We start from the raw sequence: 17,447 nt of genomic DNA, 5'->3' as shown, positions 1-17,447 counted from the left end.
AAGCCCAAGATCGTACAAATGTTGCCTCGGCATATATGCACAGCCGAGGCCGTGTAGAAATGGTGGACCTGACCCCGGACTAATGCTGTATGCAGACCAGCATCATGATGAAGGCGGCGATCCAGAACCCCATGCCGGAGAGCGCGGTGGCCTCGCCGCTCAGCACCACTTGCCCGTCTTCCCGCCACCACAATTGGTACGGTTTGACGTAGCGCCGCAGGCTCAGCTTGTCGGCGCGCGCCCTGCCGAACGACAGCAGGGGAACGACGACCCGGCCGGTGCCGTAGCCAAGCACTTCGAAACCAACGCGTACCAGCACCGAGCCAATGAAATCGAGCGCCATGGCTACCTCCGTATCATCGCCCTGAAACGGGCGCGTTGATCGGCGTTCAGGTGGCGGTAGGGGATGGCCATCGACTCGTCCGCCACGCGCACCAGATAGCCGCTGGGGTAGGGCCGAACCTCGCGCACGTCGCGCCAGCTCCAGACCGAAGTGCCTCCGGCGCCCGTCCGTTTGATCTGTTGCTCGTCGATGTCGATATCGCTCGCCGGCATGTGGCGCACCCGCAGGTAGTACCACAGCGCGCCGGCCACCGTCGTTGGCAGGCGCAGCTTGTTTTTCTTCGATAGCGAACTGGCCCATCGGAAATCGAGATATTCGCGCAGCCGCAAGGCGACCCGGATGCTGATCGGCGCGGTGTCGCCGGCCGTCGCGCGTGTTTGCCGCCACAATTCGGGGATGGACGGGTCCTGGTGCTCGACGGTGATCGTGGTATCGGGCGGCGGCAGCTGCTTTTGCTCGGCCATCTGCATGGCGACCGCCTTGGTGATAAAGGGCTTGGGATGACTGAACCACATGTGTGCACCGTCCTTTTAACTGAAATTGTAAGCGGGCGAGCCCGCCATCTCAGCGCGGCTTCAGCAGCTTGTCGGCGGCATTCTGGCGCTGCCCCAGCAGCACCGTGCCCACCACGCCCAACACCATCAGCACCACGGCGATCGCCTCCGCCTGCGTGGCGCGAACCCCCAGAAAATCCAGCACCGGATTGACGCGGATCTGCTCGATCAGCAGGCGCTCGGCCCCGGCCAGGATCAAATACACCGAAAACAGCCAGCCCGTGCGGAACGGGTGGCGCCGCAGCGCCCACAGCGCCAGGAAGCACAGCAGCGCCATCGCCGTCTCGTACATCGGCGCCGGATACACGCCCGGCGCGGCGATCACTTCGCCGAAAATATTGTTGTCGTACGTTTGCGCCCACAACCACGTCGGCAGCCAGTCCGGCTTCAGCGCCATGTTCGACGCGATGCCCCAGTCGCCGTCGCCCGACACCTCGCAACCGACGCGGCCGATCGCGTAGCCGATCATCATCGCCGGCGCGGCGGCGTCGAGCAGCGGACGCACCGGCAATCGCCAACGCCGCACGCACACCATGCCGGCCAAGGTGCCGACGATCAGCCCGCCGAAAATGCTGAGTCCCGAGCGCGTGAGGATCATGCTCATCGGATCGGCCATGAACTGCTGGCTGTGCTCGAGAATATGAAACAGCCGCGCCCCCACCACGCCGGCGATCATCACCACCACCATGAAATCGCCGACCACGGTTTGCGGCGGCACCTGCGCGCCCGCCACCAGCGCCGCGCGGATTCTGCCGGCGGCGTACAGGCGGCTCAGCTCGGCGCGGAAGCACGCGGCCGCCGCCAGCGCGCCCAAAGCGACGAACAGGCCGAAGGTCGCCAGCGGCAACGGCACGTCGTAGCCGGTCCAGGCCTTCACCACGTCGCTTAAAAATGGGTATGACATTGTAGTCCTTCAAGTACCTGTCGAAATCGCATGCATAACAATTGCTCAACCACTCTAGCATAAGTCTGTGCTCCCCAGAAATGTTACAAACGGTCACCATGTCTTACAGGTGCGCCGGTTAAATTCAGGTAAAGTTCGGCTTGTCGCAAATTCAACTTTGGAGTCCGCAATGACCGTCATGAAAAACCTCGCCGCAGCCGCCGCTGTATCCTTCGCGCTGGCCGCGCACGCCGCGCCAGCCGATTCGCTGCCGACCAGCGGCACGCTGGTGGTGGTGCCCGCGTTCGGCGAAGTCAAGCACGTCAACGACCAGGCCGTCGCCACGCTGGCGATCGAAGAGCAGGACAAGGACAAGGCGGCCGCCGCCTCGCGCGTCAACCAGAAGATGAAGCAGGGCCTCGACATCGTCCGCGCGGCCGACCCGCAGGCCAAGCTCAAGACCCAGGGTTATTACACCTATCCCGTCTATCCGGAAGACCGTCCGCTGCCGAACGGCCAGATGCCCAAACAACGGGTGCCGACCGCGTGGCGCGTGGGCCAGTATCTGGAGGTGACCACCACCAGCCTGGACAAGCTGCCGAAGACGGTGGCCGCCGCCCAGAAGGTGTTGACCTTGAGCGGCCTGCACTTCGGCCTGTCGCCGGAAACCACCAAAAAGCTCGACGACGAGCGCATCGCCGCGACCTATAAGAACCTGAACGAGCGCATCAACTCGATCGCCAACGCCATGGGCCGCAAGGTCGGCGACGCCGTGCTCGACACGGTCGACTTCGAGGGCTCTGGCAATTACGCGCAGGAGCGCGCCCAGGCCGCGCCGGCGCCGATGATGATGCGCGCCAAGATGGCCGACAGCGCCGAGGTCTCCGAGCCGAGTTTCGAGCCGGGCGAGACCACCTTGCAGATGCAACTGGTGGGCAAGGTGCGCTTCAAATAAGCAAACTTGTGCAGAATAGGGGGGATGGGCGCCATCCCCCTTTTTTATTGTCGGCTCCACTATAATGATGGCGCAACAAGACCACATAATGAGAATGGAACCCTATGCCGAATTTTCCCCGCCGCCGCGCTAAAAACGCCGCCGCCCAAGCCAAATTGCCCAAGACGTCGCGTTTCAGCCGTTTTGCGCGCCGCGCCCGGGGCGAGGGCCTCGACCGGCCGCGTCACCGGGGGATCTATCTGCTGCCGAACGCCTTCACCACCGCCGCGCTGTTCTGCGGCTTCTACGCCATCGTCATGGCGATGAACCAGAAATTCGAACACTCGGCCTGGGCGATCTTCATCGCCATGGTGCTTGACGGGCTGGATGGCCGCGTGGCCCGCCTGACCAACACCCAGAGCGAATTCGGCGCCCAGTACGACAGCCTGTCGGACATGGTGTCATTCGGCGCCGCGCCGGCGCTGGTGATCTACGAATGGTCGCTGCGCGGCCTGGGTAAATTGGGGTGGATCGCCGCTTTCGTCTACTGCGCCGGCGCGGCGCTGCGCCTGGCCCGTTTCAACACCAATATCGAGGTGGTCGACAAGCGCTTCTTCCAGGGCTTGCCCTCGCCGTCGGCCGCCGCGCTGGTGGCCGGCTTCATCCTGCTGATGGTCGACCAGGAAGTCTCCGGCCTGGAGCTGCGCTGGATCTCGTGGGGCATCGCCGTCTTCGCCGGCCTGTCGATGGTGACCAATGTGCCGTTCTACAGCTTCAAGGACGTCAACTTCCGCAAGTCGGTGCCGTTCATCGCCGTGTTCCTGATCGCGCTGGTGTTCGCGCTGGTGTCGATCGATCCGCCGAAGGTGCTGTTCCCGATCTTTATCGCCTATGGTTTGTCGGGCTACGCGGTGCTGGTGTGGCGGCTTGCGAAGGGCAAGCCGGTCAGCCTGATCCAGACCGAGATCGACAGCGACGATCCGAGCGAACGTCATTAAACCCCGAGGGCGGTAGGCCCTGAGCATTTTCAAGCAACGCAGCCACAGCAACGGAGCTAATATGAACACCTCATCCAACCGCCTGATCATCTTCGACACCACCTTGCGCGACGGCGAGCAATCGCCCGGCGCGTCGATGACCAAGGACGAGAAAGTCCGCATCGCCAAGCAGCTCGAACGCCTGCGCGTGGACGTGATCGAAGCCGGTTTCGCCGCCGCCTCGCAGGGCGACTTCGAATCGATCAAGGCGATCGCCTCGGTGGTGCGCGAATCGACCATCTGCTCGCTCTCGCGCGCCAACGACCGTGACATCGCCCGCGCCGCCGAGGCGCTGGCGCCGGCCGAGCGCAAACGCATCCACACCTTCATCGCCACCTCCAACCTGCACATGGAGATGAAGCTGCGCATGCTGCCCGAGCAGGTGCTGGAGCAGGCCCGCAACGCGGTGCGCTACGCCCGCCAGCATACCGACGACATCGAATTCAGCCCGGAGGACGGCAGCCGCTCGGACGAGGATTTCCTGTGCCGCGTGCTCGAAGGGGTGATCGCGGAAGGCGCCACGACGATCAACTTCCCCGATACGGTGGGCTACGCGGTGCCGGAGATTTTCGGCGAAACCATCCGCCGCCTGCGCGAGCGCATCCCCAACTCCGACAAGGCCATCTGGTCGGTCCACTGCCACAACGACCTGGGTCTGGCGGTGGCCAATTCGCTGGCCGGCGTGATGATCGGCGGCGCGCGCCAGATCGAGTGCACCATCAACGGCCTCGGTGAGCGGGCCGGCAACACCGCGCTCGAGGAAGTGGTGATGGCGCTGCGCACGCGCGGCGGCTACTACAATCTGGAGGTGGGCATCGACACCACGCAGATCGTGGCGGCGTCGAAGATGGTGTCGCAGATCACCGGCTTCGCGGTGCAGCCCAACAAGGCCGTGGTGGGCGCCAACGCGTTCGCGCACGCCTCCGGCATCCACCAGGACGGCATGCTCAAATCGCGCGAGACCTACGAGATCATGCGCGCCGAGGATGTCGGCTGGGCCGCCACCAAGATCGTGCTGGGCAAGCTGTCCGGCCGCAACGCCTTCAAGCAGCGCTTGCAGGAACTGGGCATCGACCTGGAATCGGAGGCGGAGGTCAACGCCGCCTTCATCCGCTTCAAGGAACTGGCCGACCGCAAGTCCGACATCTTCGACGAGGACATCCTGGCGCTGGTCTCGGACGAGCAGCAGTCGCAGGAGAGCGAATTCTATCGATTCACGTCGTTGTCGCAGCAGTCGAACACCGGCGAGACGCCGAGCGCCAAAGTGGTGTTCTCGATCGACGGCGAGGAGCACGTTTCCGAAGGCAAGGGGGACGGCCCGGTGGACGCCACCGTCAACGCCATCGAATCGGAGGTCGGCAGCGGCGCCGAGCTGGTGCTGTTTTCGGTCAACGCCATCAGCACCGGCACCCAGTCGCAGGGCGAAGTGACGATGCGCTTGTCGAAGGAGGGCCGCATCGTCAACGGCGTCGGCGCCGATCCGGACATCATCGTCGCCTCGGCCAAGGCCTACCTGTCGGCGCTCAACAAACTGCACTCGAAGATCGAGCGCGTCAATCCACAACCATGAGGTTTTGAGTGGCAAAAGACTTTGACATCGTCGCATTGGGCGAGGCCATGGTGGAGTTCAACCAGGCCACGCCGGGCGAAGCCAATTACCGCCAGGGCTTCGGCGGCGACACCTCCAACGCCGTCATCGCCGCCAGCCGGCAGGGCGCGCGCACCGCCTATCTGAGCCGCGTCGGCGATGACCGCTTCGGCGCCATGCTGCTCGACTTGTGGCGGGCCGAGGGCGTCGATGCGAGCGCCGTCGCGCGCGACCCGGACGCGCCCACCGGCCTGTATTTCGTCAACCACGGCCCCGACGGCCACGCGTTCAGCTATCTGCGCGCCGGCTCGGCCGCCAGCCGCATGCGGCCGGGGAACATGGATCTGAGCGCGGTCGCCGCCACGCGCTGGCTGCATGTGTCGGGGATCTCGCAGGCGATATCGGCCAGCGCCTGCGACACCGTGTTCGCCGCCATCGATGCCGCCCGCGCCGCCGGCGCGCGCGTCAGCTTCGATCCGAATCTGCGCCTGGCGCTGTGGCCCCTGGCGCGCGCCCGCGCCGTCATCCGCGCCACCATCGGCATGACCGACCTGTTCATGCCCAGCCTGGACGAGGCGGTGGCGCTGGCCGGCACCGACGACGTCGAGACCATGTTCGCCTGGTGCCGCGCGCAAGGGGCGCGGTCGGTGGTGCTCAAGTGCGGCCCGGTTGGTGCGTGGTACGCGGAAGCGGATGCCGCACCGCGACTGATGGCCGGCTATCCGGTCCAGGCGGTGGACGCCACCGGCGCCGGCGACTGCTTCGACGGCAGCCTGCTGGCGCGCCTGGCCGCCGGCGACGCGCTGGCCGACGCGGTCCGCTACGCCAACGTCAGCGCCGCCTTGTCGACGCTGGGCCACGGCGCGGTGGCGCCCATCCCCACCGCCGAGCGGGTACGGGCCGCTTTGGGCTGAGATCAACACTTCGGTCCAGGCCTAAGCATTGGCGCTCTTGAAAAGTTATCTTGTCGTCTCACTCAACGACAGGAGGCTTTCATGATCATCACCTGCTTTATCCGCTACGAGATCGACCCGTTCCAGCGCGAGGCTTTCCGCCGCTACGCCGAGAACTGGGGACGCATCATTCCCCGTCTCGGCGGCCATCTGGTCGGCTACTTCCTGCCGCTCGAAGGCACCAACTACGAGGCCTGGGGGCTGGTGGCATTCGACTCGCTGGCCGCCTACGAATCTTATCGCGCACGCCTGCGCGAGGACCCGCAAGCCAGGGAGAATTTCGCCTATGCCCGGGAACAACGCTTTATCCTGCGCGAAGAACGCACCTTCAACGAAGCCGTGGGCGGCACCTTCGGCGTTGCGGCGGTCGACGCGTCGGCTGTTTTACAATGACGCCAACGCGTCTTGATCGGGGAGCGTCAAATGATTGCCGTGATTTTTGAAGTCCAGCCCAGCGCCGCCGGCTTTGCGGAATACCTCGACCGCGCGGCGGGGCTGGCGCCCTTGCTGGCCCAGGTGGACGGTTTTATTTCGGTGGAGCGCTTTGAAAGCCTGAGCACACAGGGCAAGCTGCTGTCGCTGTCTTTTTGGCGCGACGAGGAATCGGTGCGCGCGTGGCGCGAGCAGGAACAGCACCGCGCCGCGCAAAGCGCCGGCCGTGCCGGCGTGTTCGATCACTACCGGCTGCGCGTGGCATCGGTGATCCGCGACTACGGCCTGTTGGAGCGCGACGAGGCGCCGCCATATCACGCGCCGGTGACGTCGTGAACGCCGCGGCGCAACCGCGTTTCGCGCGCGTGGCGGCGGCGATCGGCGACCCGACGCGTGCGCTGATGCTATCGCGCCTGCTGGACGGCAGGTTCTACACCGCCACCGACCTCGCGCGCCATGCGGGCGTGGCCGCGCCGACGGCGTCGCAGCACCTCAAGCTGCTGGTTGACGAAGGTCTGGCGAAGGTGCGCGCGCAGGGCCGGCATCGCTACTACATGCTGGCCGACGGCAATGTCGCGCATGCGCTGGAGGCGCTGCTGCGCGTGGCCGATGGCGCGCTGCCCGAAACCACGCGCTGGCAGGCGCCGGCGATGCGCGGTTTGCGTCACGCGCGCAGCTGCTACGGCCACTTGGCCGGTGTGCTGGGTGTGGAGCTGTGCCGCTGTTTTGTTGAAAACGGATGGGTGGAGAAGGATGGCCAGGACGGACATGACTATCGGCTGACCAGGGTGGGGGAGGCGCGGTTGCGCGAACTTGGCATCGCGGTGGTCGAAGGCGCGCAGGCGAGACAACTATACGGCTGCGTGGACTGGTCCGAGCGGCGCGATCACTTCGCCGGACCGCTGGCGGTAGCGCTGCTCGACAACTTCATCGAACGCGGATGGCTGCGTCGCGACGACGACACGCGCGCGCTGCAGGTAACGGCCAGCGGAAAAACCGGCCTGGCCACGTTGACCCATTCTGGAGACACGTAGGGCGGATTAGGCGGAACGCCGTAATCGGCCATCGATGAGCCGCCGGCGGCGCATGCATGGCCGATTACGCTCCGCTAATCCGCCCTACGTGACTCCTAGAAGCGCACCTTAACGTAAGCCGCCGGCCCGTTCAACCGCACATTAACGGCGGTATCATCACGCTCGCGCCGCAAGCTGATCTTCGACGCGCTGTACTCGGCGACCACGCCGACCATCGGCGTCACATACCATTCCACCCCGACGGCGCCGCCGTAGATATGGCCGTTAATCTTGCCGCCATTCTTCTTGATGCCATTCGCATCCGCATACATGCGCAACTGCGGCGAGAACTGGTGGCGCCAGCCCAATTCCACCAGCGGCGCATAGGCGCTTTCATTTTCCGAATACCGCGCGTTGCCGCTGATTCCATTGAGCACGCCGTTGGCCGTGCCGTCGATACGCGCGCGGTAATACGCCGCGCCGACGCCCACGCCAAACACATCGGCGCCGCTGCCCAGCCACCACTTGTAGGCGACATTGGCCAGGTCCAGCTTCAGTTTGGCGTTCAGCTTGCCGGTGCCGGTCAGCGGCAGGCCGTTGATATTGGTGCTGCCGCTCAGGTTCGGGTTGTACTCCTTATCGTAGCGGTAGTAATCGAAGTCGATGCCGTGCGAATCGCCAATCAGCACGCTGGCCTTGGCGCGCGGCAAGGTGACGCTGTCCGACTTGTAGGTGCCGGTGTCGATGCGGCCATAGTTGGTGTCGCCCTCGACCTTGATGCGCGGGTCGGTGTAGAAGGCGCCGACCGACAGGCTGGCGCGGTCCAGCGCGGGCGATGGTTCCGCCCAGGCCATCGCGGTGGCTGTGGTCAGCGCGATCAGGGTGGCGGCGTACATCGCGTGGCGGGCGGAAGGCGTGCGTAAAGACATGAATTCTCCAGTGAGTTGCGTTTTGATATATGGAAATCATAGCAACCACGGGAAATATTTCACGTCGGCGCACTGCCAAACCGCGCGTGGGACTGCTCCTACCGAAGCGGTCAGCGCAGCCAGCGCGGTTCGCGTTCCTCGTCCGGGCCGTTGACCAGCGCCTGCACCACGCCGTCGCGGTTGAATTGCACATCCATCACCGAGTTCCACACGTCGCTTTCCTTGTAGCGGTATTGCCAGACGTCGCCGTCGACGCTGTAGTAACGCACCTGTTTGGATGGCCGGCCGACGATGCGCAGCACGCTGTCCTTGGTGTCCCGGCCGACCTTGATGGTGCCGAATTTGGCGTTCGTCAGCACCTGCTCGTACGACCGCAGCCGTTGGTCCGGGCCGATGCGGGCCATCCAGGTGTACTGGCCGAGCGGCCCCATGGCGTATTCGAGCAGTGTATCCGGGCCGTCCTGGTAGACGTTGGTGGGCCGGCCCAGCTTGGCCTCGACGACGGCGGCGCTGTCGCCCGGCGCCGGCGGCGGGCCGAACAGGCTGGCGCAGCCGGCCAGCGCGCCACAAAACATTGCCAGAATAAACACTCTTTTCATCGCGGGCCTCCAAAAACAGGGGGGAAGGTGACAAATTGTAGCCAAGCCGGGATACACGCGGCGCTTTTTCCGCTATACTTTCGGGTCTGGTCTTCGGATCAGTTTTTTTTGAAGTTCACGGTGTGCAGGGTTCAGACTCCGCGCACCGCATGTTAAAGGTAAATATCATGACCGTAGAAAACATCAACAAAGCCGCGATCATCGCGGACAACGCCCGTGGTCAAAAAGACACCGGCTCCCCAGAAGTGCAAGTTGCACTGCTGACCGCGCGCATCAACGAACTGAACGGCCACTTCAAGGCCCACAGCAAGGATCACCACTCCCGTCGTGGTCTGATCATGATGGTTAACCGTCGTAAGAGCCTGCTGTCGTACCTGAAGGGCAAAGACGCAACCCGTTATCGCGATCTGATCGCTAAACTGGGCCTGCGTAAGTAATATTTGCGTCATCCGGCTTAATCGAAATGCCTGCGCCAGTTTGCTGTCGCGGGCATTTTGTCATTTTCGCCGTTAAAAAATTGCTAAGTGGAACTCGATCTTGGCAACGCAGCATGGAATCCCAGTATCACGTATGGCGGATTACGCGCGATGCGCTCATCGGCCCCACGTGGTCAAACGTTTTAGCAAGTGTATTTAGTAAGTGTAGTAAAGACGGCGGGTATGCCGTCTGTGGTGAGGTGAACGACAGCCCCTGAAAATCTGTCGGCAAATAGAAAGGGATTACCCATGTTTAACAAAGTTACGAAAACCTTCCAGTACGGCCAACACACCGTGACGCTGGAAACCGGCGAAATCGCTCGCCAGGCATCCGGCGCGGTGATGGTGTCGATCGAAGACACCGTCGTACTGGCAACGGTTGTGGCGCGCAAAGATGCCAAGCCAGGTCAGGACTTCTTCCCGCTGACCGTCGATTACGTCGAAAAAACCTACGCCGCCGGTAAAATCCCAGGCGGTTTCTTCAAGCGCGAAGGCCGTCCTTCGGAAAAAGAAACGCTGACGTCGCGTCTGATCGACCGTCCGATCCGCCCGCTGTTCCCAGAAGGCTACCTGAACGAAGTGCAGGTCATCATTCACGTGCTGTCGGTCAACCCTGAGATCGATCCGGACATCGCCGCCATGATCGGCGCCTCGGCCGCGCTGTGCGTGTCGGGCGTGCCGTTCAACGGCCCGGTCGGCGCCGCGCGCGTCGGCTACGCCAACGGCCAGTACATCCTGAACCCGACCGTCGAACAACTGAAAACCTCGCAGATGGACCTGGTCGTCGCCGGTACCGAAACGGCCGTGCTGATGGTCGAATCGGAAGCGCAGCAGCTGTCCGAAGAAGTCATGCTGGGCGCCGTGGTGTTCGGCCACACCCAGATGAAAGCGGTCATCGACGCCATCCACGACCTGGTGCGCGACGGCGGCAAGCCGGAAGTCGAGTGGGTTCCACCGGCTAAGAACGAAGCGCTGATCGGCCGCGTGGCGCATTTCGCCGCCAGCAAGATCAACGAAGCGTACCAGACCAAGGACAAGCAGGAACGCACCGCCAAGCTCAAGGCCGCCACCAGCGAAGTGCTGGCCGACCTGTCGGCCGAAGCGGCCGCCGCCGGCGCCGCGCCGATCGACGCCGCCGAAGTGAACAACATCCTGTTCGACATGGAAGCGAAAATCGTCCGCACCCAGATCCTGGACGGCGAGCCACGCATCGACGGCCGCGATACGCGCACCGTGCGTCCGATCTCGATCCGCACCTCGGTGCTGCCACGCACCCACGGTTCGGCGCTGTTCACCCGCGGTGAAACGCAGGCGCTGGTCGTCGCCACCTTGGGCACCGCCCGCGACAGCCAGAAGATCGACGCGCTGATGGGCGAGTTCACCGACTCCTTCATGCTGCACTACAACATGCCACCGTTCGCCACCGGCGAAACGGGCCGCGTCGGCACGCCGAAGCGCCGCGAGATCGGCCACGGCCGTCTGGCCAAGCGCGCGCTGATCGCCGCGCTGCCGGCACCGGAAGAGTTCAGCTACTCGGTGCGCCTGGTGTCGGAAATCACCGAATCGAACGGTTCGTCGTCGATGGCTTCGGTCTGCGGCGGCTGCCTGGCGCTGATGGACGCCGGCGTGCCAATGAAAGAGCACGTCGCCGGTATCGCGATGGGCCTGATCAAGGAAGGCGGCAAGTTCGCCGTGCTGTCGGACATCCTGGGCGATGAAGATCACCTGGGCGACATGGACTTCAAGGTCGCCGGTACCCGCAACGGTATCACCGCGCTGCAGATGGACATCAAGATCATGGGCATCACCAAGGAAATCATGCAAGTGGCGCTGGCGCAAGCCAAGGAAGGCCGCGAGCACATCCTGGGCGAAATGCAAAAAGCCATGCCGCACGTGAAAACGGAACTGTCCGATTTCGCGCCGCGCCTGATCACCATCAAGATCAACCCAGAGAAGATCCGTGACGTGATCGGCAAGGGCGGCGCCGTCATCCGCGCGCTGACCGAAGAGACCGGCACGCAGATCGACATCAGCGACGAAGGCGTGGTCACCATCGCCTCCGTCGACGCCGCCGCCGGCCAGGAAGCCAAGCGTCGCATCGAAGAGCTGACCGCCTCGGTCGAAGTGGGCAAGACCTACGACGGCGTGGTGTTGAAGCTGCTGGACTTCGGCGCGATCGTCCAGGTCATGCCAGGCAAGGATGGCCTGCTGCACATCTCGCAAATCGCCAACGAGCGCGTCAACGCCGTTGCCGACTACCTGAAAGAAGGCCAGGCAGTGCGCGTCAAGGTTCTGGAAACCGACGACCGCGGCCGCCTGAAGCTGTCGATGAAAGCAGCCGCTGAAGAAGCGGCCGCCGCAGCGCAGTAATCCTTCGGCTTAGGCTGATTTAAACCGCGCCGTGTGCTTGCACACGGCGCGGTTTTTTTCGTCTTGAACTTTTGATCATGGCGACGATCCAACTTGGTGTGCGCGAATGAGGGGGAGCCATGGGCACGCTTTACGACGAGGATGTCATTGCCTGGGCCGAGCAGCAGGCGGCGTTGCTGCGCTCGGGTCAGTGGTCGCAACTGGATATCGGCAATATCGCCGAGGAGATCGAGGATGTGGGCAAAAGCGAGAAGAGGGAGCTGTGCCATCGGCTGGCGGTTTTGGTTGGGCATCTCATCAAATGCAGGTATCAGCCGGACCGGGTCGGTTCAAGCTGGCGTCGAACTATCCGCGAGCAGAGGGCCAGGATGCGGAGGTTGTTGCGTCGGACACCCAGCCTCCGTCAATTGATGACGGATCCAGGCTTCGCCGAAGACGTATGGAGCGATGCCGTCGTCCTTGCCATCAACGAAGCGGGGTTGGACGATCTGCCGGAGCTGAGTCCCTGGACCTTGGACGAAGCGCTGCGGGAGGGGTAAGCGTGGGTACGCTATATGAAGACGACGTGGTTGCGTGGGCCGAGCAGCAGGCCTCGCTGATACGCGCGCGCCAGTGGTCGCAACTCGATATCGACAACATCGCCGAGGAGATCGAGGATGTGGGCAAGAGCGACCAGCGCGCGTTACGCAGCCATCTGCTGATCTTGCTGGTCCATTTGTTGAAATGGGCCTATCAGCCCAGCCGGCGCAGCACAAGCTGGCGCGGAACGATCGGCACCCAACGAACCGCGATCGACGAGGCGGTGGAGGATAGTCCCATGTGGGCAAGGGCGAAAAACGGGAGCTCCAAAGCCGGTTGGCGTTGCTGGTCGCGCATTTGCTGAAGTGGGCATATCAGCAGGATATGCGAGGCCATAGCTGGGTCTATACAATTCGGGAGCAGCGTGCTGCGATCCAGCAGGATCTTGTCAAAGGTCCACGCACGACCTGCTCTTGCCGGATGACTTGCCCTGGACCATGGAGTAAATTCTTTCCACGGAGTTTATGCCTGATGCGGGAAGCAATTATTCGCCGCCGTTGGAGTAGGCGGCGATTGAAGCGCTACTATGTGCCCGACGAGCTAAAACTCGTTTGAAGTCATCGCGTGCGTCTAAGCGCGGTCGTCAGTACTTCGCGACCACGCAGTAGCCTCGCGCGTCAGTCGTCCACGCATCATCCATAAGGTTGTTCGGGGTGAACATATACAGTGGCTGCGTGTTCTACATTGGCCGCGATAGCGCAACTTTAGATGCCACCGTGCGCGGCGATGAACATGGCGACGGCCGACCGGCAATAGGATTCGATTTCGTTGGCGTCCTCTGCTCTCGCTTCATCGAAACGTGCGATAACCAGGAGATCAGATCCTTTAAAAAGCGCGGCAAACAAGCGAGCGGATCGGAGGGGATCGGGCACGTTGAGCCCCCCCTTCGCGTGCAACTGACGCAACAGGGCTTCGATTTGGGCGACGACATGGGCCGGCCCGGCTTCGTAATGGAGCTTGCTTAACGACTTTTGGGTCGTCTTGTCGGCCAAGACCATGGCTTCGACACTGCGGACGTCCGGGCTCAACAACGTAAGAAGCAGGGATGATCCCACCGCCATGAGCTGATCTTCGGCCGAACCGTCGACACCTTCAACAAGGACCTGTGGGGCAAACGGTTGGCAGTGGGCCACCATGGCCGCGCTGAACAGAGCTTCCTTGTTCTCGAAGTGTCGATAGATGCTTAGCTTGGATATCTTTGCCCGCTGGGCGACCTTGTCCATGGTCGTCGCTTGAAAACCCAATTCCACAAAGAGTTCGCAGGCGGCGTCGACTATCGTTTGACGAAGCGCCTCGTTGGCGGGCCGACCGCGCCGGGCCTGGCTAATTTTGGTCATGATAATTCCAGTACTTGACAGTATTTAAATCAATAAATTATGATACCATCTAGTACTGAAAATACACAAGCCAGCTCAGCCCAGCCCTCATCTACAATTTGGAGCCTATTACCATGAATGACGTCATCATCATCGGAGGCAGCTTTGCCGGCCTCGCCGCCGCCCTGCAGCTTGGCCGTGCCCGCCGTAAGGTCATTGTTCTCGATACCTGCCGGCCGCGCAACCGCTTTGCCGGCCATTCGCATGGCGTGCTCGGCCATGATCACAAGCCGCCGCTGGATATTTTAGATGAAGCGCGGCAGCAGCTGGCGCGCTATCCAACGATCAGACTGGTCAATGCCGGCGCCGAGAGCGTGTCTGGCGCAATCGACGATTTTTGCGTCGTCACGGACGATAACGAACAGCTAAAGGCACGCCGCCTGATCCTGAGCTATGGCGTTGTTGACAAAATGCCTGATGTTCCGGGCTTTGCCGAGAATTGGGGCGCATCCGTCATCCCATGCCCCTATTGCGACGGCTTCGAAGTTGCTGACCAGCATTGGGGCCTCGTCTGGTCTGGCCCGCAGTCGATGAATCAGGTCAGGCTGTTTCACGATTGGACCGACAGGTTGACTGTCTTCGGCGATGGTCACGACATCCCCCCGGACATACGGGCCGATCTGGCGGGTCGCCAGGTACCTCTCGTTGATGGTCGCATCACCGAAATCGCACGTCGCGGGAGCCATAGTTCCACCATCAAGATCGATACCGGCCCTGAGGTCGCAGTCGATGTCCTATTCGCGCATCCCCGTACCATGCCGTCCGCAAGCCTTCATGACGCACTGGGCCTCGCCACGATCAATACGCCAACCGGCATCGCCCTGAAGACCGACGAGCGCCGCGAAACCAGCATGCCAGGCATCTACGCCGCCGGTGACCTCGCCAACCCCGGCATCCCGTCGGTCACCACGGCAACATGGCAGGGCGTGATGGCGGGTATCTTCGCTCAGCAGTCGATGCTGACTTGAGTGCAAGCAGCATCGGTCACCCCAGTTCAATTTCACAATAGACAGGAGCGCCAGCATGGCCGCTATAAAACCATTCAAACCTTTAGACGAGAAATTTCCGTTTGACCGCCAACTCGGTATCGCGGCCGCGCCTCTCGTGCTCATCAACCTCTTCACGGTCGGCGATACCGCCGACGAAGCTGGCTTCCTTGACGCTTTCAAGGCGGCTGCCGAGATCATAACGAAACAACCGGGCTTCATTTCCATGCAACTACATCGAGCGATCGGCGATAGCCCGACTTACCTGAACTATGTTATGTGGGAATCCACCGAGGCGGTCGGCGCCGCCTTCACCGATCCCGAGTTCCTCGCGAAACTTCCAGCATATCCTTCATCCGTCGTGGCCAGCCCGCACCTGTTCCAGAAGGTCGCCGTCCCTGGCTTCTGCACAGCCTGACTCCGGAAATATGGCAAGGCGCGACGGCAGCTTAGTTAAGAATCATCAGAACGAGGATATGTCATGGCAAAGCAAAATGCTGATCAGGTTGGCGATTGGAATGATCAAAGCGGCGAGCGCTGGGTCGCCAACCAAGCCCGGCTCGACGCCATAGTGGCGGTGTTTGGTGAGGCCGCGATCGACGCCGTTGCTCCTGCGGCGGGCGAGCGCGTGCTGGACGTCGGATGCGGCGCCGGCGCGTCGAGTCTGGCTCTGGCCGCCCGCGTCGGCGCTGGAGGGCAAGTGCTAGGCGTGGATATATCCGCACCGCTGATCGGCCGGGCGCGCGCGCTTGCATCACAGGATACGCCAGTCCTTTACCGGGTGGCCGACGCTAGCAACGCCGATCTGTCCGAGGGCGCGTTCGACATCCTGTTCTCGCGTTTCGGCGTGATGTTCTTCGACGATCCGACAGCGGCGTTCGCCCATATGCGACGCGCGCTGCGGCCGGGCGGACGGGTCGCTTTCGTTTGCTGGCGCGGCGCGGCCGAGAACGATTGGGTGCGCCTGCCGATGGGTGCGATCATGGGCATCCTCCCGCCGAGCGCGCTGCCTGATCCCGATGCGCCCGGTCCATTCTCGTTCGGCGACCGGGGTCGCGTGGCACGCATCCTGACGGCGGCCGGCTTCACCGATATCGCTATCGCGCCGTTCGATGCTTCCGTCCCGTTTGGCGAGGGCGGGACGCGGGACGCTGCGCTCGACGACGCGGTGAAAATGACGCTTGAGGTTGGCCCGCTGTCGCGATCACTCGCTGATAAGCCTGACGATATCCGCGCGCGCGCCTCGGCTGCGGTTCGTGTCGCCTTCGCGGGCCTCCCCGGAGAACGATCGGTGATGATCAACGGCGCAGCGTGGATCGTCATGGCACGCAACCCGGCAAGGTGACAGGGGTTAGCAGCGGAAACGCCCCGCTCCGTGCCCCCCTGAAAACGAAACGAAGGCATGCAGAAAACCGCAAGATCAGTCGGGCGCTTTCCGCCTGTCTGCGCCAAAATGACGCTTCTTCGGAGAATAACGATGACAGCAGCGTTTCAAAACTACCATGCCCGGATGCAGCGGGTGCTGGACTACATCGACCGGCATCTGGATGAGGATCTTGACCTCGACACGCTGGCCGGTGTCGCCGCGTACTCAAAATTCCATTTCCATCGGCATTTCACCGCGGTCTTCGGTGTGTCCGTGCATCGCTATATCCAGCTCGCCGTCATGAAGCGGGCATCGTATCAACTGGCCTATCGCGACGCCCAGATTACCGGGATAGCCATGGATGCCGGTTACGAAGCGCCGGATGCCTTTGCCCGCGCGTTCAGGCAACGGTTTGGACAATCGCCGTCAGCGTTCCGGAGCTCGCCCGACTGGGAGACCTGGTTTTCGGCCTTCGAGCCCCTCGACAACGCAAGGAGCAAAATCATGCAGAACTTTACCAATGACGACGTGACGATTCGTGATGTACCCACCACGCGCGTGGCCATCCTGGAGCATCGCGGCGACCCGGCGACGCTCGGCGCGACGATTCAGCGTTTTATCGCCTGGCGTAAGGCTGCCGGCCTGAACCCCAAGACAAACCCGACGTTCAACGTCTGGTATTCCGAACGGCGCCCCGCGTCGCCCGCCGACTACAGCATGGACCTTTGTGTCGGAACCGACCAGCCGATTGACGCGCACGGAGAGCAAATTAAACCCGGAGAGATCCCCGGTGGACGCTGCGCCGTGCTCCGCGTTGTTGGCAACACCCATAATTTGGAGCCTGCCGCGCTTTACCTTTATCGTGAATGGCTTCCCGCCAGTGGCGAGGAGGCGCGCGATTTCCCGATCTACTGCCAGCGGCTGAGTTTCTTCCCGGAGGTGCCAGAAACGGAGGCGGTCGCGGAACTGTTTTTGCCGTTGAAATAGCGGCCTAACATAGCGGTACTGCCGCCGCGCCAATCCCGATGG

Annotated in this window: 22 protein-coding genes; 16 read left to right on the top strand and 6 right to left on the bottom strand. The window is 62.8% G+C overall.

The genetic code is table 11. From position 1 onward, the window contains the following. Nucleotides 1-79: 79 nt before the first annotated feature. From JOD97_RS09630 to JOD97_RS09620, 3 genes are read right to left on the bottom strand one after another with little or no spacing between them, the layout of a single operon-like run. Complete coding sequence (locus JOD97_RS09630; protein WP_209715799.1) at nt 80-343, bottom strand: hypothetical protein; 264 nt, start codon at nt 341-343, stop codon at nt 80-82. Nucleotides 344-345: 2 nt separating this feature from the next. Beyond that, nucleotides 346-858 carry a YcxB family protein gene (locus JOD97_RS09625; RefSeq protein ID WP_209715797.1) on the bottom strand — a complete coding sequence of 171 codons (513 nt, stop codon included), beginning with the start codon at nt 856-858 and terminating at the stop codon, nt 346-348. Nucleotides 859-907: 49 nt separating this feature from the next. Beyond that, a complete protein-coding gene (locus JOD97_RS09620; RefSeq protein WP_209715794.1) occupies nt 908-1,801 on the bottom strand; it encodes a prolipoprotein diacylglyceryl transferase in 894 nt (297 codons plus the stop codon). Nucleotides 1,802-1,970: 169 nt separating this feature from the next. Here JOD97_RS09620 and JOD97_RS09615 point away from each other — a divergent pair, with 169 nt between their 5' ends. The 7 genes from JOD97_RS09615 to JOD97_RS09585 all read left to right on the top strand — a co-directional run bounded on the left by JOD97_RS09615 (nt 1,971) and on the right by JOD97_RS09585 (nt 7,758). Next, the gene (locus JOD97_RS09615) at nt 1,971-2,735 is read left to right on the top strand and encodes an SIMPL domain-containing protein (protein ID WP_209715791.1); all 765 of its coding nucleotides are present in this window, start codon (nt 1,971-1,973) and stop codon (nt 2,733-2,735) included. 104 nt (nt 2,736-2,839) lie between these two features. After that, nucleotides 2,840-3,712: a CDP-diacylglycerol--serine O-phosphatidyltransferase gene (gene pssA, locus JOD97_RS09610; RefSeq protein ID WP_209715788.1), complete on the top strand. Its 873-nt coding sequence runs from the start codon at nt 2,840-2,842 to the stop codon at nt 3,710-3,712. A gap of 61 nt (nt 3,713-3,773) precedes the next feature. Then, nucleotides 3,774-5,321: a 2-isopropylmalate synthase gene (locus JOD97_RS09605; RefSeq protein ID WP_209715785.1), complete on the top strand. Its 1,548-nt coding sequence runs from the start codon at nt 3,774-3,776 to the stop codon at nt 5,319-5,321. Between the two features lie 8 nt (nt 5,322-5,329). Further along, nucleotides 5,330-6,253 carry a sugar kinase gene (locus JOD97_RS09600; RefSeq protein WP_209715781.1) on the top strand — a complete coding sequence of 308 codons (924 nt, stop codon included), beginning with the start codon at nt 5,330-5,332 and terminating at the stop codon, nt 6,251-6,253. Nucleotides 6,254-6,334: 81 nt separating this feature from the next. Beyond that, nucleotides 6,335-6,685: an NIPSNAP family protein gene (locus tag JOD97_RS09595; protein ID WP_209715778.1), complete on the top strand. Its 351-nt coding sequence runs from the start codon at nt 6,335-6,337 to the stop codon at nt 6,683-6,685. A 30-nt stretch (nt 6,686-6,715) separates the two neighbouring features. Next, nucleotides 6,716-7,060 (top strand): antibiotic biosynthesis monooxygenase, encoded by a 345-nt coding sequence (locus JOD97_RS09590; RefSeq protein WP_209715774.1) that lies wholly within the window; start codon nt 6,716-6,718, stop codon nt 7,058-7,060. Continuing rightward, nucleotides 7,057-7,758, top strand: coding sequence for a winged helix-turn-helix domain-containing protein (locus JOD97_RS09585; RefSeq protein ID WP_209715770.1), 702 nt, complete (start codon nt 7,057-7,059; stop codon nt 7,756-7,758). Before JOD97_RS09590 ends, JOD97_RS09585 begins: the two co-directional genes overlap by 4 nt. Before the next feature lie 95 nt (nt 7,759-7,853). Here the strand turns inward: JOD97_RS09585 and JOD97_RS09580 are convergent, their stop codons facing one another. Continuing rightward, nucleotides 7,854-8,666, bottom strand: coding sequence for a hypothetical protein (locus JOD97_RS09580; protein WP_209715767.1), 813 nt, complete (start codon nt 8,664-8,666; stop codon nt 7,854-7,856). Between the two features lie 110 nt (nt 8,667-8,776). Further along, nucleotides 8,777-9,265, bottom strand: coding sequence for an outer membrane protein assembly factor BamE (bamE, locus tag JOD97_RS09575; protein ID WP_209715765.1), 489 nt, complete (start codon nt 9,263-9,265; stop codon nt 8,777-8,779). A 167-nt stretch (nt 9,266-9,432) separates the two neighbouring features. Here bamE and rpsO point away from each other — a divergent pair, with 167 nt between their 5' ends. From rpsO to JOD97_RS09550, 5 genes are all read left to right on the top strand, one after another. Next, nucleotides 9,433-9,702: a 30S ribosomal protein S15 gene (gene rpsO / locus JOD97_RS09570; RefSeq protein WP_008450438.1), complete on the top strand. Its 270-nt coding sequence runs from the start codon at nt 9,433-9,435 to the stop codon at nt 9,700-9,702. Between the two features lie 288 nt (nt 9,703-9,990). Further along, nucleotides 9,991-12,111: a polyribonucleotide nucleotidyltransferase gene (gene pnp, locus JOD97_RS09565; RefSeq protein ID WP_209715762.1), complete on the top strand. Its 2,121-nt coding sequence runs from the start codon at nt 9,991-9,993 to the stop codon at nt 12,109-12,111. Nucleotides 12,112-12,230: 119 nt separating this feature from the next. Then, nucleotides 12,231-12,650: a DUF29 domain-containing protein gene (locus tag JOD97_RS09560; RefSeq protein ID WP_209715759.1), complete on the top strand. Its 420-nt coding sequence runs from the start codon at nt 12,231-12,233 to the stop codon at nt 12,648-12,650. A gap of 2 nt (nt 12,651-12,652) precedes the next feature. Beyond that, on the top strand, nt 12,653-12,994 hold the full coding sequence (locus JOD97_RS33165) for a DUF29 domain-containing protein (protein WP_209715756.1): 342 nt from the start codon (nt 12,653-12,655) through the stop codon (nt 12,992-12,994). Then, a complete protein-coding gene (locus tag JOD97_RS09550) occupies nt 12,931-13,245 on the top strand; it encodes a DUF29 family protein (protein WP_209715753.1) in 315 nt (104 codons plus the stop codon). The genes JOD97_RS33165 and JOD97_RS09550 overlap by 64 nt, the downstream gene beginning before the upstream one ends. 149 nt (nt 13,246-13,394) lie before the next feature. On the opposite strand, the gene JOD97_RS09545 is transcribed toward JOD97_RS09550, so the two are convergent. Next, the gene (locus JOD97_RS09545) at nt 13,395-14,027 is read right to left on the bottom strand and encodes a TetR/AcrR family transcriptional regulator (protein ID WP_209715750.1); all 633 of its coding nucleotides are present in this window, start codon (nt 14,025-14,027) and stop codon (nt 13,395-13,397) included. 113 nt (nt 14,028-14,140) lie between these two features. Between JOD97_RS09545 and JOD97_RS09540 the strand changes: the two genes are divergently transcribed. From JOD97_RS09540 to JOD97_RS09525, 4 genes are all read left to right on the top strand, one after another. Next, nucleotides 14,141-15,034, top strand: a complete 894-nt coding sequence (locus JOD97_RS09540) for an NAD(P)/FAD-dependent oxidoreductase (RefSeq protein WP_209715748.1) — start codon at nt 14,141-14,143, stop codon at nt 15,032-15,034. 64 nt (nt 15,035-15,098) lie between these two features. After that, nucleotides 15,099-15,470, top strand: a complete 372-nt coding sequence (locus tag JOD97_RS09535; protein ID WP_209717408.1) for an antibiotic biosynthesis monooxygenase family protein — start codon at nt 15,099-15,101, stop codon at nt 15,468-15,470. A 63-nt stretch (nt 15,471-15,533) separates the two neighbouring features. Then, the gene (locus JOD97_RS09530) at nt 15,534-16,397 is read left to right on the top strand and encodes a class I SAM-dependent methyltransferase (protein ID WP_209715745.1); all 864 of its coding nucleotides are present in this window, start codon (nt 15,534-15,536) and stop codon (nt 16,395-16,397) included. 132 nt (nt 16,398-16,529) lie between these two features. Next, entirely contained in the window at nt 16,530-17,405 is an 876-nt protein-coding gene (locus JOD97_RS09525; RefSeq protein ID WP_209715742.1) for a GyrI-like domain-containing protein, read from the top strand. The last annotated feature ends 42 nt before the right edge of the window (nt 17,406-17,447 follow it).

It is taken from the genome of Duganella sp. 1411, from assembly GCF_017833525.1.
Taxonomy (GTDB): domain Bacteria; phylum Pseudomonadota; class Gammaproteobacteria; order Burkholderiales; family Burkholderiaceae_D; genus Rugamonas.
The sequence above is the reverse complement of the archived record's forward strand: the minus strand, read 5'-3'. Positions and strand labels throughout refer to the sequence as shown.

Excerpts from the sequence above, each read along its gene's own strand:
- JOD97_RS09590 (WP_209715774.1), top strand. The coding sequence starts at position 6,716 with ATGATTGCCGTGATTTTTGAAGTCCAGCCCAGCGCCGCCGGCTTTGCG.
- pssA (WP_209715788.1), top strand. The coding sequence starts at position 2,840 with ATGCCGAATTTTCCCCGCCGCCGCGCTAAAAACGCCGCCGCCCAAGCC.
- JOD97_RS09630 (WP_209715799.1), bottom strand. The coding sequence starts at position 343 with ATGGCGCTCGATTTCATTGGCTCGGTGCTGGTACGCGTTGGTTTCGAA.
- JOD97_RS09620 (WP_209715794.1), bottom strand. The coding sequence starts at position 1,801 with ATGTCATACCCATTTTTAAGCGACGTGGTGAAGGCCTGGACCGGCTAC.
- JOD97_RS09605 (WP_209715785.1), top strand. The coding sequence starts at position 3,774 with ATGAACACCTCATCCAACCGCCTGATCATCTTCGACACCACCTTGCGC.
- JOD97_RS09540 (WP_209715748.1), top strand. The coding sequence starts at position 14,141 with ATGAATGACGTCATCATCATCGGAGGCAGCTTTGCCGGCCTCGCCGCC.
- JOD97_RS09545 (WP_209715750.1), bottom strand. The coding sequence starts at position 14,027 with ATGACCAAAATTAGCCAGGCCCGGCGCGGTCGGCCCGCCAACGAGGCG.
- JOD97_RS09560 (WP_209715759.1), top strand. The coding sequence starts at position 12,231 with ATGGGCACGCTTTACGACGAGGATGTCATTGCCTGGGCCGAGCAGCAG.
- JOD97_RS09580 (WP_209715767.1), bottom strand. The coding sequence starts at position 8,666 with ATGTCTTTACGCACGCCTTCCGCCCGCCACGCGATGTACGCCGCCACC.
- JOD97_RS09525 (WP_209715742.1), top strand. The coding sequence starts at position 16,530 with ATGACAGCAGCGTTTCAAAACTACCATGCCCGGATGCAGCGGGTGCTG.
- JOD97_RS09625 (WP_209715797.1), bottom strand. The coding sequence starts at position 858 with ATGTGGTTCAGTCATCCCAAGCCCTTTATCACCAAGGCGGTCGCCATG.
- rpsO (WP_008450438.1), top strand. The coding sequence starts at position 9,433 with ATGACCGTAGAAAACATCAACAAAGCCGCGATCATCGCGGACAACGCC.
- JOD97_RS09595 (WP_209715778.1), top strand. The coding sequence starts at position 6,335 with ATGATCATCACCTGCTTTATCCGCTACGAGATCGACCCGTTCCAGCGC.
- pnp (WP_209715762.1), top strand. The coding sequence starts at position 9,991 with ATGTTTAACAAAGTTACGAAAACCTTCCAGTACGGCCAACACACCGTG.
- JOD97_RS09615 (WP_209715791.1), top strand. The coding sequence starts at position 1,971 with ATGACCGTCATGAAAAACCTCGCCGCAGCCGCCGCTGTATCCTTCGCG.
- JOD97_RS09530 (WP_209715745.1), top strand. The coding sequence starts at position 15,534 with ATGGCAAAGCAAAATGCTGATCAGGTTGGCGATTGGAATGATCAAAGC.
- bamE (WP_209715765.1), bottom strand. The coding sequence starts at position 9,265 with ATGAAAAGAGTGTTTATTCTGGCAATGTTTTGTGGCGCGCTGGCCGGC.